Source organism: Draconibacterium sp. IB214405 (assembly GCF_033963885.1).
Classification (GTDB): Bacteria; Bacteroidota; Bacteroidia; order Bacteroidales; family Prolixibacteraceae; genus Draconibacterium.
The window spans coordinates 610,972-625,027 of sequence record NZ_JAXBMA010000003.1; the positions used below are offsets into that span (position 1 = coordinate 610,972).

13 protein-coding genes are annotated in these 14,056 nt (G+C 41.4%); 10 read left to right on the plus strand and 3 right to left on the minus strand.

Annotation, left to right across the window (positions count from 1 at the left end):
- Window positions 1-14: 14 nt before the first annotated feature.
- The gene (locus SLH46_RS12485) at window positions 15-689 is read left to right on the plus strand and encodes a phospholipase D-like domain-containing protein (RefSeq protein ID WP_320281526.1); all 675 of its coding nucleotides are present in this window, start codon (window positions 15-17) and stop codon (window positions 687-689) included.
- Window positions 690-696: 7 nt separating this feature from the next.
- On the opposite strand, the gene SLH46_RS12490 is transcribed toward SLH46_RS12485, so the two are convergent.
- Window positions 697-1,209 (minus strand): metallophosphoesterase family protein, encoded by a 513-nt coding sequence (locus SLH46_RS12490; protein ID WP_320281527.1) that lies wholly within the window; start codon window positions 1,207-1,209, stop codon window positions 697-699.
- Between the two features lie 197 nt (window positions 1,210-1,406).
- On the opposite strand from SLH46_RS12490, the gene SLH46_RS12495 reads away from it, so the two are divergent.
- From SLH46_RS12495 to SLH46_RS12515, 5 genes are all read left to right on the plus strand, one after another.
- Entirely contained in the window at window positions 1,407-1,901 is a 495-nt protein-coding gene (locus SLH46_RS12495) for a SixA phosphatase family protein (protein WP_320281528.1), read from the plus strand.
- A gap of 244 nt (window positions 1,902-2,145) precedes the next feature.
- Window positions 2,146-3,456, plus strand: coding sequence for a cytochrome ubiquinol oxidase subunit I (locus SLH46_RS12500; protein WP_320281529.1), 1,311 nt, complete (start codon window positions 2,146-2,148; stop codon window positions 3,454-3,456).
- The gene (locus tag SLH46_RS12505; protein ID WP_320281530.1) at window positions 3,449-4,453 is read left to right on the plus strand and encodes a cytochrome d ubiquinol oxidase subunit II; all 1,005 of its coding nucleotides are present in this window, start codon (window positions 3,449-3,451) and stop codon (window positions 4,451-4,453) included. Before SLH46_RS12500 ends, SLH46_RS12505 begins: the two co-directional genes overlap by 8 nt.
- 91 nt (window positions 4,454-4,544) lie before the next feature.
- Window positions 4,545-5,246, plus strand: coding sequence for a 16S rRNA (uracil(1498)-N(3))-methyltransferase (locus tag SLH46_RS12510; protein WP_320281531.1), 702 nt, complete (start codon window positions 4,545-4,547; stop codon window positions 5,244-5,246).
- A 123-nt stretch (window positions 5,247-5,369) separates the two neighbouring features.
- Window positions 5,370-7,706: a glycoside hydrolase family 3 N-terminal domain-containing protein gene (locus SLH46_RS12515; protein ID WP_320281532.1), complete on the plus strand. Its 2,337-nt coding sequence runs from the start codon at window positions 5,370-5,372 to the stop codon at window positions 7,704-7,706.
- Here the strand turns inward: SLH46_RS12515 and SLH46_RS12520 are convergent.
- Window positions 7,703-8,173 carry a hypothetical protein gene (locus SLH46_RS12520; protein ID WP_320281533.1) on the minus strand — a complete coding sequence of 157 codons (471 nt, stop codon included), beginning with the start codon at window positions 8,171-8,173 and terminating at the stop codon, window positions 7,703-7,705. The two genes, SLH46_RS12515 and SLH46_RS12520, sit on opposite strands and share 4 nt — an antisense overlap.
- Before the next feature lie 44 nt (window positions 8,174-8,217).
- Window positions 8,218-10,272 carry a helix-turn-helix domain-containing protein gene (locus SLH46_RS12525; protein WP_320281534.1) on the minus strand — a complete coding sequence of 685 codons (2,055 nt, stop codon included), beginning with the start codon at window positions 10,270-10,272 and terminating at the stop codon, window positions 8,218-8,220.
- A gap of 212 nt (window positions 10,273-10,484) precedes the next feature.
- On the opposite strand from SLH46_RS12525, the gene SLH46_RS12530 reads away from it, so the two are divergent.
- From SLH46_RS12530 to SLH46_RS12545, 4 genes are all read left to right on the plus strand, one after another.
- Complete coding sequence (locus SLH46_RS12530) at window positions 10,485-11,084, plus strand: ankyrin repeat domain-containing protein (RefSeq protein WP_320281535.1); 600 nt, start codon at window positions 10,485-10,487, stop codon at window positions 11,082-11,084.
- A 201-nt stretch (window positions 11,085-11,285) separates the two neighbouring features.
- A complete protein-coding gene (locus SLH46_RS12535) occupies window positions 11,286-12,377 on the plus strand; it encodes an acyltransferase family protein (protein WP_320281536.1) in 1,092 nt (363 codons plus the stop codon).
- Window positions 12,374-12,913, plus strand: coding sequence for a WD40 repeat domain-containing protein (locus SLH46_RS12540; RefSeq protein WP_320281537.1), 540 nt, complete (start codon window positions 12,374-12,376; stop codon window positions 12,911-12,913). Before SLH46_RS12535 ends, SLH46_RS12540 begins: the two co-directional genes overlap by 4 nt.
- 115 nt (window positions 12,914-13,028) lie before the next feature.
- Window positions 13,029-14,051: a serine hydrolase domain-containing protein gene (locus tag SLH46_RS12545; protein ID WP_320281538.1), complete on the plus strand. Its 1,023-nt coding sequence runs from the start codon at window positions 13,029-13,031 to the stop codon at window positions 14,049-14,051.
- Window positions 14,052-14,056 lie beyond the last annotated feature (5 nt).

Consider the following 14,056-nt stretch of genomic DNA (forward strand, 5'->3'; position numbering starts at 1 on the left):
TAACTTAAATATCCATGCAAGACCTTTTTAATTACTTTGTTAAACGCTCTGATTCGCTGGACGAGAATGAGGTACCAACATCCATCACCGGCAGATTAAAAAAGCTGAATCGACCTGACAGGGAGGAACTAAAAACGTTGTTGATTGAAAAGGGCAAACAATTGGAAGCATCCGGTCATAGACACCTAATTTCGTGGTTGGAAATCTGTATTACATTGATTAACGAAAATGCATTTCACTTTAACCGGGTATTTTTCAGTCCCGGCAACCAGATTAAAAACGAAATTAAACAACTCCTCGATCACGCTACAGAATCCGTCGATCTGTGCATTTTTACCATTACCGATTACGAATTGGCAAAAAAGATTAAATCTTGCCACAAACGGGGCGTAAACGTCAGGATCATTACCGACGACGAAAAAGTGGAAGACAATGGTTCTGAAATCACTCAACTCGCTAAAGCCGGAATCCCTGTTAAAACCGATCATTCGCATTACCACATGCACAACAAGTTTGGTATTATCGATGGTCAGATTGCAATTACCGGCAGTTTTAACTGGACTTACACTGCAACCAAACACAACCAGGAAAATTTGGTGGCTACGACAAAGTTTGAGATCGTAAAACAATACAACGAAGAATTTAACCGACTTTGGGGGCAATTATTTAAATTGGAAGAGCCGGCATAACAATTTTCTAGACTCGCGGTACTGCTTCGTGGCGCGGCATTTCCCAGATTTCAAGATCACGAATGGTCGCCCCGTCAATCACAAAACGCAGTGCCGTGCAAACTTTATGAAAACCTTTGTAGCCCGCAGCTCCGGGATTCATGTGTAAAAAATTGAGTTTTTTATCGAAGATCACTTTTAAAATGTGCGAATGCCCACTGATAAATAGATCGGGAGAATTGGAATAAATGTCTGGTTTTACATAGCGCTCATAACGTCCCGGATAACCACCAATATGTGTCATCCATACATCCACATCCTCGCATTTAAACCGCTGGTGCATCGGATGATCCACTCGAACATCCTGCCCGTCGATGTTACCATACACGCCACGTAACGGTTTAAAATCAGCCAGAGTATCCGCCGTTTCTATATTCCCAAAATCGCCGGCATGCCATATTTCATCTACCTTGTCGAAAAATGCAAACAAGCGCGGATGGACAAATCCATGGGTATCCGAAAGTAAACCTATTCGTTTCATTGATGCTTCAAAAATAAGAGAATTCCGCCAGCAAAAATGTAAAAACATTCGCGTCATTTGTTATACAACAGGATTCCCGGTAATGCTATTGACCATAAATTAATCTAAATTTGTTAACAGCACAGGGAGAAAAGCAAAATCATTCACGACATTCAACCGTGAACTCGATATGAAAGTTTATAACCAATTTTAAGAAGATGAAACAAGTAGTAATTGTTCGACATGGTAAAGCCGTTCCTTACGGATACGAAGATGATTTTACGCGCGACCTGCGTGAACGTGGTAAAAGCGATGCCAAACTGGTTAGCGAGGAGCTAAAAAAACGTGGGATTATTCCGGACAAAATCATATCAAGTCCTGCCAAACGGGCCTTTAAAACGGCGATGATATTTGCTGAAAATCTTGATTACAGCGAACAAGATATCATTACCGTTGAGGATATTTACGATGGACTTACTACCAATGATTTCCTGGAATTAATAAAAGCGCAGCCATCCGATGTCAACAAGGTATTCTTCTTTGGACACAATCCCGGATTTTACTACTACGTGTGTAATTTGCTGGAAGAATTTTACAGCGATATGCCGACTACATCTACGGTTGGAATAAACTTCGATGTAAAGAGCTGGGAAGAGGTGGAAGCACGAAATGGCAAGCTGGCTTTTCACCTAGTTCCCCGAATGTTCAAATAGCTTCTTGCAACAGACACTTTTTAAACTTTAGTTTATTAAAAACACCCCAACATCCTGTTAATGCTTGTTTTTATTTTCTAAATTAGCAGAACAATAACAACAAAAATTAATTCTATATTCCAAGCAATCAGCATTTTGAACCAAATTGCTTATATAGAATGCAGAAATCTTTAAAAAAGCTCAAACTACATGAGATAATTGTTGTTGAAATAACCGGACAATGAAAACAGATAAATAGGAAAACATGGATGAATTTATGGCTGCCAGAATGCAAATGGCCGTTTCGTTAGGATTTCATATTGTTTTTGCGTGTATTGGTATGGTAATGCCCTGGTTTATGTTTGTTGCCGAATTAAAATGGCTTCGCACAAAAAATCCGGTATACCTCGATCTGGCAAAAGCATGGGCAAAAGGTGTTGCAATATTTTTTGCCGTTGGTGCCGTTTCGGGTACCGTATTATCATTTGAGTTAGGAATGTTATGGCCCACATTTATGAAACATGCCGGGCCAATTTTCGGGATGCCTTTTTCGTGGGAAGGAACAGCTTTCTTCGTGGAAGCGATCGCCCTCGGATTGTTTCTTTACGGTTGGAAACGCCTGAACAAATGGGTTCACCTCTATACCGGAATGGTAGTAGGAATTGCGGGTGTTCTATCCGGAATTTTTGTGGTTTCGGCCAATGCGTGGATGAATGCTCCATCGGGTTTCGACTGGATTGACGGACAAGCTTTTAATATCAACCCGGTAAAGGCGATGTTTAACAAAGCCTGGTTTTCGCAGGCCCACCACATGACCATCGCGGCTTTTTCGGCAACAGGTTTTGCTGTAGCGGGTGTTCATGCTATTCTGTTCATGAAAAACAAACTGGAAATACACGCTAAAGCAATAACAATTGCCCTGGCATTTGCTTCGGTAGCAGCAATTCTGCAACCTATAAGTGGCGATTTGGCTGCTAAAAATGTTGCAAAATTACAACCTGCAAAACTGGCTGCTTTCGAGTCGCATTTTAAAACTGAAGAAAAAGCAGCACTTATCATTGGTGGAATTCCTGATGTAGAAAACCGCGAAGTAAAATACGCAATAAAACTGCCGGGATTTTTGAGTTTCCTGGCACATGGCGATTTTAACGCCGAAGTAAAAGGGCTGGAAGAATTCCCCGAAGAAGAATGGCCACCAGTACCGATTACCCACTATTCATTCCAGTTAATGGTTGGTATCGGAATGTTTCTGATGCTGATTGCTGCGTTGTTTTTTGCCGGAACCTACAAATGGAAACACTGGCTGGTAAAAAAATGGTGGTTGCGCATGTTGGCCATCGCCACTCCGTTGGGCTTTATTGCTGTTGAGGCGGGTTGGATAGTTACCGAAGTTGGTCGCCAGCCCTGGATTATTTACGGCATTATGAAAACGGAAGATTCGTTAACTCCAATGCCGGGCATCCAGTATACTTTTTACACGATTACCGCGGTTTATGCCATTCTAACTTTTGTGGTTACCTGGCTGTTGAGCCGTCAAATTCAAGTATTACAATCAAAATATCTCAAAAATGGCTGAAGCTAATCTGATCATACTGGTTATTTGTTTATTACTCTACGTGCTGCTAGGTGGAGCCGATTTTGGTGGTGGTATCCTCGAACTTTTATCAAGAGGAAAAGCATCAAAGATTGTGTCACGCGCCATTGCCCCGGTTTGGGAAGCTAACCACGTGTGGCTTATCCTGGTTGTGGTAATTCTCTTTGTGGGATTTCCATCGGTATATTCCACGATTCTAACCGCACTGCACATTCCTGTATTGCTGGTTTTGCTTGGTATCATCGCACGCGGATCAGCGTTTACATTCAGGCATTATGATATCGAAGAAGAACGTCCTAAAGCCATTTACTCGGCCATATTTCGTTACTCCAGCGTTTTTACCACATTCTTTTTAGGCGTAACGGTTGGCGGACTTATTCTTGGTGAAATATCGATGGATTACCAACTTGGTTTTTATACCGTTTACATCCATCCGTGGCTGAACTGGTTTTCGGTAAGCATGGGCTTGTTCACGGTATTATTATTTGCCTTTTTGGCAGGTATTTTTACGGTAAGTGAAATTGATGATGAGGACTATATCATTTATTTTACACGCATGACCAAACGCCTGTTAATCTCGCTGGTTGTTATGGGAGCGGTTGTTTTCGCAACAGCCAAAGTTGCCGGTCATCCGCTGTTAAAAGACTTTATCAACTCTCCTGTCAGTGTAACATGTATTGTTATCGCCACACTTGCACTGCCTGCATTCTGGTATTTTCTGAATAAAAATAAAGGTAACTGGTTGCGGTTAACGGCGGGGCTTCAAACAACGCTCATCGTTACCGGATGGTTAACCATTCAGATGCCGGTGCTGGTAAAAACAAACAGTGGTCACGATATTACCATTCAGGCAGCGAAGGCTCCTCAACAAGTACAATTATTTTTGTTGATTGCGTTAATTGTTGGAGTGTTGATCATTTTCCCGGCAATGGGCTACCTGTATAAAACATTTAAGTTCAGCGAAGAACCTGAATCTTAATTTACGTTTCTGTTTGTTCCGAACTTCGAAATTTCGAAAAAATCAGAATAACATTTTTACTAACTTTGGCACTTGAAAAAGTTTTGAATCCATGCAGTTATTTTATGTTCCAACAATTTCAGGTGCCGAAGTTCTTTTAGATGAAACCGAATCGAAACATGCCATTCGTGTGCTTCGCTTAAAAGAAGACGACGAAATTGAACTGGTTGACGGCAAAGGTGGATTCTACAAAGCCCGGATTACTGATGCCAATCCCAAAAAATGTAAACTCGGCATTATTAATTCGCAAAATGAATTCGGGAAAAAGAACTTTCATTTGCACATTGCCATTGCCCCAACAAAAAACATCGACCGCACGGAATGGTTCCTGGAAAAATGCACCGAAATTGGTATCGATGAGATCACCCCTCTCCTTTCGGAACATTCGGAAAGAAAAGTGATAAAACCTGAACGTTTGGAAAAGATCCTGGTTTCGGCCATGAAACAATCGGTAAAAGCATACCTTCCAAAATTAAATGAGTTGACCAAACTATCGGATTTGCTGACTCAAGCCACTGAAACAAAAAAATTTATTGCGCATTGTAATGAGGGCGAAAAACCTCATCTCAAGAATGTTGTAAATCCCGGCGACAACGTGCTTATTTTAATTGGCCCCGAAGGTGATTTCAGCCCGGAAGAAGTTGAACTGGCGCTGGCAAATGGTTTCGAAGCGATTTCCCTGGGAGATGCACGACTAAGAACAGAAACTGCCGGCGTGGTTGCTTGCCACATTGTAAATCTGGCAAACGATTGATACTCCGCTCCTTGAATTTCTTTACTGACTTATCTCAAAAACTGTCTGGCTGATGTTGGGCAGAATTTAGCGGAAATCCATATTTTTGAGCCATAAATTTTATCCGATAAAGAAAGTTAAGCTATGTGGTTCAGAATTCTTTTTTGTTTACTCTTGATTAGTAGTATTGTAAGTGCACAACCAACGAATCCTGTTTATCAGGATGCTAAATATTCAGTTGAAGAACGTACACAGGATTTGTTGAACCGCATGACTTTGGATGAAAAGCTGGGTCAGTTGCTATGCCCAATGGGCTGGGAAATGTATGAAAAGAACAGTTCTGAAGTTACTGTTTCTGAAACCTTTAAAAACATGCAAAAGGAAAAGCAGCCGGGAATGTATTGGGCAACTTTCCGCGCCGATCCTTGGACGCAGAAAACACTAAAAACCGGACTTTCACCAGAACAAGCTGCAGAGGCAGCAAATGCACTGCAACAATACATGATTGATAATTCCCGCCTGGGAATCCCAATATTTTTAGCTGAAGAAGCTGCCCACGGGCATATGGCAATCGGGACAACCGTTTTTCCAACCAGTTTGGGTCAGGCTGCCACGTTCAACACTGCGTTGATGGAAGAAATGGGGCAAGCCATTGCTGCAGAAATAAGTGCACAAGGCGCACACATCGCCTACGGTCCTATTCTCGACCTCGCACGCGATCCGCGCTGGTCGCGCGTTGAGGAAACTTTTGGCGAAGACCCGATACTCATCGCCCAAATGGGAAGCGCCATGGTAAAAGGACTTGGAGGTGGCGATCTGAAGCAGGCTAACAGTGTAATTTCAACATTAAAACACTTTGTAGCTTATGGTGTACCAGAATCGGGCATTAACGGAAACGCATCGATTGTTAGCAGGCGTGATTTGCTGGAAAATTATTTCCCGCCTTTTAAAGCCGCCATCGATGCCGGAGCTTTGTCGGTAATGACTTCCTACAATTCAATCGATGGTCTTCCATCGACGATGAACAAGGAATACCTGACTGATATTTTGCGTGAAGACTGGCATTTCAGTGGATTTACGGTTTCCGACCTTTTTAGCATAGAAGGAATTGCCGGATCACATCGCATTGTAAAAACAGCTGAAGAAGCTGCCTTAAAATCCATCGTGGCCGGCACAAACGTTGACCTGGGTGGACAGGCTTACGCAAGACTTAAAAATGCGGTTCAGCAAGGTCTTCTGGATGAAAGTATAATAGATTCAGCTGTTTCTAATGTTATTCGCCTAAAATTCGAAATGGGGCTTTTTGATTCTCCGTTTGTTGATCCGGGTAAAGCTGAGAAGATAGTGCACAATGATGCCCATATTGAACTGGCTCGAAAAATGGCACAGCAATCAACCGTTTTACTTGAGAATAAAGGAGCTACTTTACCCCTTCCTAAAAAAGATATAAAAGTGGCCGTTGTTGGTCCGAATGCAGATATGATATATAACCAGCTGGGCGACTACACCGCACCACAACCGGCTGAATCGGTTGTTACGGTTTACGAAGGATTGGTTAATAAACTAGGCGCTAAAAATGTAATCTATGAAAAAGGATGCGCCATTCGCGACACCACACAATCGAATATTCCTGCAGCTGTGAAAGCTGCCGAGAATGCTGATGTGGTTGTGGTAGTTGTTGGAGGATCAAGCGCCCGCGATTTCAGTACCGACTACCAGGAAACAGGTGCTGCTATTGCCAACAGCGAAGTACTTAGCGATATGGAAAGCGGCGAAGGCAACGACCGCTCGACACTTATGTTAATGGGAGACCAGATGAAATTGTTGGAAGCCATAAAAAAAACGGGCAAACCGATGGTAGTTATCTACATTGAAGGACGCCCACTCAATATGAACTGGGCAGCCGAAAATGCTGATGCATTGTTAACTGCCTGGTATCCGGGAGAGCAAGGTGGAAACGGAATTGCCGATGTTCTGTTTGGCGATTACAATCCGAGTGGACGTTTACCTGTATCGATAGCTGCCAGTGTTGGTCAGCTGCCGAATTATTACAACAAAAAAAATCCAAAAGCGCATAACTATGTGGAAGGAAGTTCCGCTCCACTTTACGCGTTTGGAGCTGGAAAAAGCTACACCTCGTTCAGTTATCAAAATATGACCACAGAAAGAAAGGATAAATACAGCTACACTGTTTCGTTCGACCTAAAAAATACGGGTGATTACGACGGAACTGAAGTGGTTCAATTGTACCTACGCGACGAATATGCATCGACAGTACGCCCAATAAAACAATTGATAGATTTTAAACAGGTCGTTCTGAAAAAAGGCGAAACGAAACGTATTGCTTTCACAGTTGGCGAAGAGCAGTTGAGCATGATAGACGCCAATTACGAGCGCGTGGTTGAGGCTGGCGATTTTAAGTTGATGATCGGTGCGGCTTCGGATGATATCCGATTGCAGGAAACAATTACAATTGATTAGATATTAGTTGAGACTTCCACCTCTAAACGCTCAAATCCCAGGTGGTGCATAACTTCACGGAGAATAAGCAAATAGGCGGCGAATTGTTTTGATTGAGGAAGAACATCCTGACTTGCAGGAAGTCCGTTTACAATTTCGGATAATCGGAAGAAAACATTTTCCAATTCGATTACAGGAACGCCAATACGCTTACCTTCATTAGAAGTATTAAAAGCCAGTCCGGCAATCTGCAAAGCCATTGAGTCGTCGGTATACAAATCAGTATCGACAACAAACCTATCCTCAACAGGAGCAAGCATCTCTTCAGTATAGTTTATGGCGCTGTCGATTTCATCGCTTGTTGGCGGAAATTCGCTGAAAAACTTTTCGGCAAGAAGCTCGTCACCCAGCCTTAAAATTGCTTCGGGCTGTTTCTTTTCAGCAGATTTTAAATGGGTAGTATTTCCGGTAATTGTTAAGTGAATCATCTTTGTTTTATCTTGCTTGTTTTCATTTGGTTTTAACGGGCGCGCTAAATCAATCCTTTTTCCTCCAAAAGCTTTTTCAAAACATCATGTTGTCGCCAAAACCGATCTTTAATCTTTTGTTGCGTTTCCCGGTATTCCGGATTGTTTTCCAAGGGTTTCAAAATCGGATCGATACCCTGAAAAACTAATATCCAGTACTGGTAATTATCCTGAGTAGCAAAAATTTTCAGCTGCTCGATGGCTTCATCGTATTTCCCTTCATAAGCATACATTACAGCCATACTCGCAGTTTTATAAATCGATTGGTCGTTATTGCAATACGCCTTATAACTATCGAAAAACTTAGCGGCCTGTTCCTGTAAACCCATTTTTTGATATACCCAGGCAATTTTTATATCCTCCTGTGGGTAAATATCCAGTCCGTATTTATCGCGGGCTTCAATAAATTTTTGGAAATAGTAGAAGGCACTGTCATAATCTTCCTGGAAATAATAAACTTTTGCCACATCCTGCAAAAGATCCAGGCGGGTAGTATCCTTGCGCCACTCCTTAAGCATTAATTTTTTTATCTGTTCTGCATCGCCATTTTTAGCGTACAAAATATAAGTTTTCACCATCGGCGAATAATAATTCTCAGGATTGAAATCCAGCGATTTATCAATATAAGTAGCCGCCTCATCAATAAAACCATTTTGAATGAGCGCATTACTCAGGTGCAAATAGATGAAACTTTTGCCGATAGAATCGTTCGCTGCAATATCGAGTTGAATACCTTTTAACGCATACTCCAGATATTTCGCAGTGTTCGGAATTACGCGGGCGTATAAATCGGCCAGCATCTGCACCACTGCCGACGAGTTTGGATTGTATTCCAGTGCCTTCTCCAAATGTGGCAAAGCCAGGTTATACTCCTCCATTTGTATGTAATAAAGCGCTTTGGCAATCAGGCTTTCGGCTGAACGCGAGTCGTAAAGCAACGCCTTATCAGCAAAATTATTGATTTGTTCGGTGTACAGTTTTTCTTTTTGGTTGACATCGAGGAAGTAATACGCGATAGCCACATTGGCGTAAGCCAGCGCGAACTGATCGTCCTCTTCTATTGCTTTCTCAAACAATGAAATCGCTTTCTCCAAATTCTCCTGCGTTCGGTTATAATACAAATTAAGCGCCTGCAAATAATAGTCGTAAGCCTCCAAATTTTCTGTTGGTATTTTCTCAATCTGTTTTAATTCCGCGGGTGTTACCACAACCTTGATGGCGTCAGCGATTTTCCGGGCTACTTCATTCTGAAGCGCAAATACATCGTCCACTTCACGACTGTATTGTTCGCCCCAAATTGGTCGGTCGCTTGCTGCTTCAATCAACTGAATATTAAGCAATACCTTGTTTCCGTACCGTTGGCCACTTCCCTCAACCAGGTAGCTTACATTTAATTCTTCAGCAATTTCAGGAATACTTTTCTCCGTATCCCGATATTTTGCCACCGAAGTTCGGCTAACAACATGCAGATCACCAATTTTCTGCAGGTTGTTCAAAGTCGATTCCATGAGTCCGTTTACAAAATAGAGGTTTAGCGAATCGCTGCTTTCGTTTACAAAAGGCAGTACGGCTATTGATTTCTCCAACTGAACCGGAGTGTCACTTTTTTTACCGAGAAGCAAAACGGACAGCACAATTACGACGAGAGCCATCGCACCAATCCCATACCATTTGTATTTTTTGAAACCACTTTCCTGGATATCTTCGTTCTCTTCCGGCATTACTCCTTTGCGCACCTCACCCGGAGAATACCCATATTCCTCGCGAAAACATTTAATGAAATACGAGGTGTTTCCAAAACCCACCTGGTAAGAAATCTCGGCAACCGTTAGCGAGGTTTGCTTCAACATTTCCATGCCTTTTGTAACACGAACCTGACGAATAAACTGACTTGCCGAAAGCTGTGTATGTGTTTTTATTTTTCGGAGCAAACTGGAACGGCTCATATTCATAAGATCGGCCAACTCGGAAACGCCAAATTGCTCATTCGCGATATTCTCCAAAATGATCGCTTCCGCTTTTTCTATAAAATCTGCTCCAAAAATTGATGTGTCTGACATGCTAATTCTTAATAAAACGAAAGTAGGAAAATTTATGAAAATGCTGCCTTAAAAAAGCTCTCCTGCTTCAAATGTGGCATTATTGCATCATAATTTTCATACCCGATTCAAACTTAACACTTATCGCTGCATATGGTTTAAATCAGGCGTTTGCGAAACCTTCATCTTTGTACAAACAATTTTCAAAAACAAAAACATTAAAATTTTAGAAGATGAAAACATTAAAAAGAAATTCGTTTAAATCAGTAGTAAATTTTTCACTTATTCTCCTGGTATTATTATCAGCATGTTCAAATTCTGGTACTAATAATAACGTTCAGTCAGAAAATGATGCCAAAGTAAAATCGAGCGTTGAAAAACCAAAAGTTGACTTGCACACCGCAATAATGTCGGGTAACCTCGAAGCCGTAAAACAACACATTGAAGCAGGAACAGATATTAATAAGAAAGAACAGATGAGTGGATCAACTCCGCTAATTGCAGCTGTATCGTTTAATAAAACTACAATTGCCAAAACACTGATTGATGCCGGTGCTGATCTGAACCTTAAAAACAACGACGGTTCGACTGCCCTGCACGCAGCAGCATTCTTTTGTAATATTGAAATTGTGCAAATGCTACTTGATGCCAAAGCCGACAAAACCTTAAAAAACAATTTTGGCGCAACCGCCCGCGAATCGGTTTTAGCCCCGTTTACGGATATGAAACCGATCTATCAGATGATGCAACAACAACTGGAGCCACTTGGTATTTCGTTCGACTTAACCGAGATAGAAAAGACCCGCCCCGTAATTGCTATGATGTTGCAATAGACAGAATAACGTGATGATCCTTAAGTGTTCAAGACATTACCCCTTCGCCTGTCGGCACTTCCCCTTACAAAGGGAAAGTAGTTTAAAACCGGCATTAAGCAGAATAATAACGCTTGAAATATTCGCTTTAGATGTTCTCCCCTCGCGAGGGGAGATGTCGAAAGACAGAGGGGTAAAGTGAAAAATTAAAACAAAAAGAAAATGAAAACAGAAAGAAGACACGATATCGACTGGTTGCGCGTGCTGGCTATTGGTTTACTTTTGATCTACCACGTTGCCATCGTTTTTCAACCGTGGGCCATGTTTGTTGGTTTCGTCAGAAGCAACATACCTCTTGAAAATTTATGGAAACCGATGACGTTGTTAAACGTTTGGAGGATTCCGCTCTTGTTCTACGTATCGGGAATGGGTTTGTATTTTGCCATGCGAAAACGCAACTATTTGCAATTGCTTGGCGAACGTACACGTCGAATTCTGATCCCGCTGATTTTTGGAGTATTGGCCATTGCGCCGCTTCACTTTGTAATTTTTCAGAAATTTTACAATTTGCCCATTAGTTATTACCCGCACATGGGACATTTGTGGTTTCTCGGAAACATATTTATCTACGTGCTGGTGCTGACACCACTTTTTATTTATCTGACTAAAAAAGAAGAAAGCAAATTCAAAAAAGGATTGTCGTTGTTGATGAAAAATCCGATTGGTCCTTTGTCGCTCTCCGTCTTTTTTATTCTGGAGGCAGTAATCATAAAACCTCAAATATTTTCCGTTTACGCTGAAACCTGGCATGGCTTTTTTCTTGGTCTGCTTGCTTTCTTCTTTGGTTTTCTGTTTGTGTACAGCGGACAGGTATTTTGGCAAACCATATCGAAATGGAAATGGTTGTATATTGGTTTAGCACTTGTTTTATACATTGTTAGATTGCTGGTTTACAAAACCACGTCTCCGAACTATCTTATGGCGATCGAATCAAATTGTTGGATATTTGGCATCTTCGGTCTGGGTTACCAATACCTGAACAAACCAAGTGCCGCACTTAGCTACTTGAGCCAGGCCGCCTATCCTGTATATATAATCCACATGTTTGCTTTATACGCAGGATCATTGATTATTTTACCGCTGGATATACCCGCGATGACGAAATTTGTAGCAATTACAGCATTTACATTTGCCTCTTGTTTTATCACTTATGAATTTTTGATCAGAAGAATTGGTTTTATGAGACCGCTGTTTGGATTAAAAACCAATTTCAAAAAAGTTGGTGTCTTGCAACTTCAAAACGAAAAACTATGAGCAGAATTATTTTAATTTTTTTCATCACAATGAACCTGTTTTCTTTCGCCCAGGAAGATTACAAGGTAAAGACATTTACAACTTCAGGAGATCATGATGCTATTGCCATTCTGCCTGACGGGAAAAAGTTTATTGCTGAGAGTTCAGGTTCATTAGATCTTTGGGACATTGATTCCGGGAAGAAGATTCGAACCTATACAACGTCAGGAAATCACGATGCCATTGCCGTTTTGCCGGATGGTGAAAGATTTATTGCAGAAAGCTCGGGATCGCTGGATTTGTGGGAAATTGAATCAGGAGAAAAGATCCGAACTTATACGAAATCTGGCAGTCACAATGCTATTGCCATTTTACCTGACGGAAAAAGGTTTATTGCGGAAAGTTCAGGATCGCTGGATTTATGGGATATTGAATCGGGAGAGAAAATCCGAACTTATACGAAATCTGGCAGTCATAAAGCCATTGCCATACTTCCTGATGGAAAAAGATTCATTGCTGAAAGTTCCGGATCGCTGGATTTATGGGAAGTCGAATAAAGTGCTTGTAAATCAACACCGAACCATTACATTGCAAAAACGTTATGTAAATTATTAAAATTCACTATCCATACATACGATGAAAAAGAAACACACAATACTAATTATTAGAATAATGTTATTAACAGGAACCGCCATATCCCTGTTTTTTGTGCCATGGATATTACTCAGAATCATGATTACGCCACTACCGAATACCGTTCAGGTGCAACTCGATAAAAGCATAAAATACGGTCTCGATGGAATAATTGTTTATGTTGACGAAGCCGGAAAAGAACCTGCTTTTTATGCTGCCGGATACAAAAACCGGGAAAACAAAATACCGGCCGATCCGCATTCATTATTTAAAATTGCCAGTATAAGTAAACTCTACGATGCAGTTGCCATTACCAAACTGGTTAGCGACGGACGTTTGTCGCTGGATAGAACGCTGGCAGACTATTTCCCTGAATTGCTGGGAAGGATTGAAAATGCCGACAAAATTACTCTGAGAATGATGGTGCAGCACCGCAGCGGAATTCCGAATTTAACCGATACACCAAACTTTTGGGCAGAACCACCATCAAGTAGCCAGGAAGCGCTTGAACGCGTGCTTGATTTACCGGCCGATTTTGCCCCCGACAAAAAGTACAAATACTCGAACACCAACTACTTGTTGATTTCCATGCTGATTGAAAAAGTGACAGGAGAAGATACCTTTCAAACGATTAAAAAAGAAATTCTGGAACCTCTTGGTCTGAAAAACACTTTTGGTGGGGTAACCGAGGAAAACATCGACGATGTAATGAGTGGTTATTACGTTGGGATTGAAGAAGATATTAAAGCCGGTGATTACGGAACAAAGCTGACTTCAATGGTTGCCAGCGCTGAAGATGTCGGCATTTTTCTTCGGGCATTAAACGATGGTTCAGTTTTTAACGAAGGCGAACAGGAAATATATTCCTCCATTTACGTATACGAACACACAGGATTAATGCCGGGTTATATGAGCATCGCAAAATACCACAAAAACACCGACACGGTTGTTATTCAATTTGTAAATACCACCAATTTTAAAGGTTACGAATGGAGTATAATGGAAATTGTATACCGGCGTGTAGTAAGAATCGTGAAGAAACATCACGTTAGCTTACAATGAACATT

Coding starts and splice junctions, on each gene's coding strand:
- SLH46_RS12485 (WP_320281526.1), top strand. CDS start 15: ATGCAAGACCTTTTTAATTACTTTGTTAAACGCTCTGATTCGCTGGAC.
- SLH46_RS12490 (WP_320281527.1), bottom strand. CDS start 1,209: ATGAAACGAATAGGTTTACTTTCGGATACCCATGGATTTGTCCATCCG.
- SLH46_RS12495 (WP_320281528.1), top strand. CDS start 1,407: ATGAAACAAGTAGTAATTGTTCGACATGGTAAAGCCGTTCCTTACGGA.
- SLH46_RS12500 (WP_320281529.1), top strand. CDS start 2,146: ATGGATGAATTTATGGCTGCCAGAATGCAAATGGCCGTTTCGTTAGGA.
- SLH46_RS12505 (WP_320281530.1), top strand. CDS start 3,449: ATGGCTGAAGCTAATCTGATCATACTGGTTATTTGTTTATTACTCTAC.
- SLH46_RS12510 (WP_320281531.1), top strand. CDS start 4,545: ATGCAGTTATTTTATGTTCCAACAATTTCAGGTGCCGAAGTTCTTTTA.
- SLH46_RS12515 (WP_320281532.1), top strand. CDS start 5,370: ATGTGGTTCAGAATTCTTTTTTGTTTACTCTTGATTAGTAGTATTGTA.
- SLH46_RS12520 (WP_320281533.1), bottom strand. CDS start 8,173: ATGATTCACTTAACAATTACCGGAAATACTACCCATTTAAAATCTGCT.
- SLH46_RS12525 (WP_320281534.1), bottom strand. CDS start 10,272: ATGTCAGACACATCAATTTTTGGAGCAGATTTTATAGAAAAAGCGGAA.
- SLH46_RS12530 (WP_320281535.1), top strand. CDS start 10,485: ATGAAAACATTAAAAAGAAATTCGTTTAAATCAGTAGTAAATTTTTCA.
- SLH46_RS12535 (WP_320281536.1), top strand. CDS start 11,286: ATGAAAACAGAAAGAAGACACGATATCGACTGGTTGCGCGTGCTGGCT.
- SLH46_RS12540 (WP_320281537.1), top strand. CDS start 12,374: ATGAGCAGAATTATTTTAATTTTTTTCATCACAATGAACCTGTTTTCT.
- SLH46_RS12545 (WP_320281538.1), top strand. CDS start 13,029: ATGTTATTAACAGGAACCGCCATATCCCTGTTTTTTGTGCCATGGATA.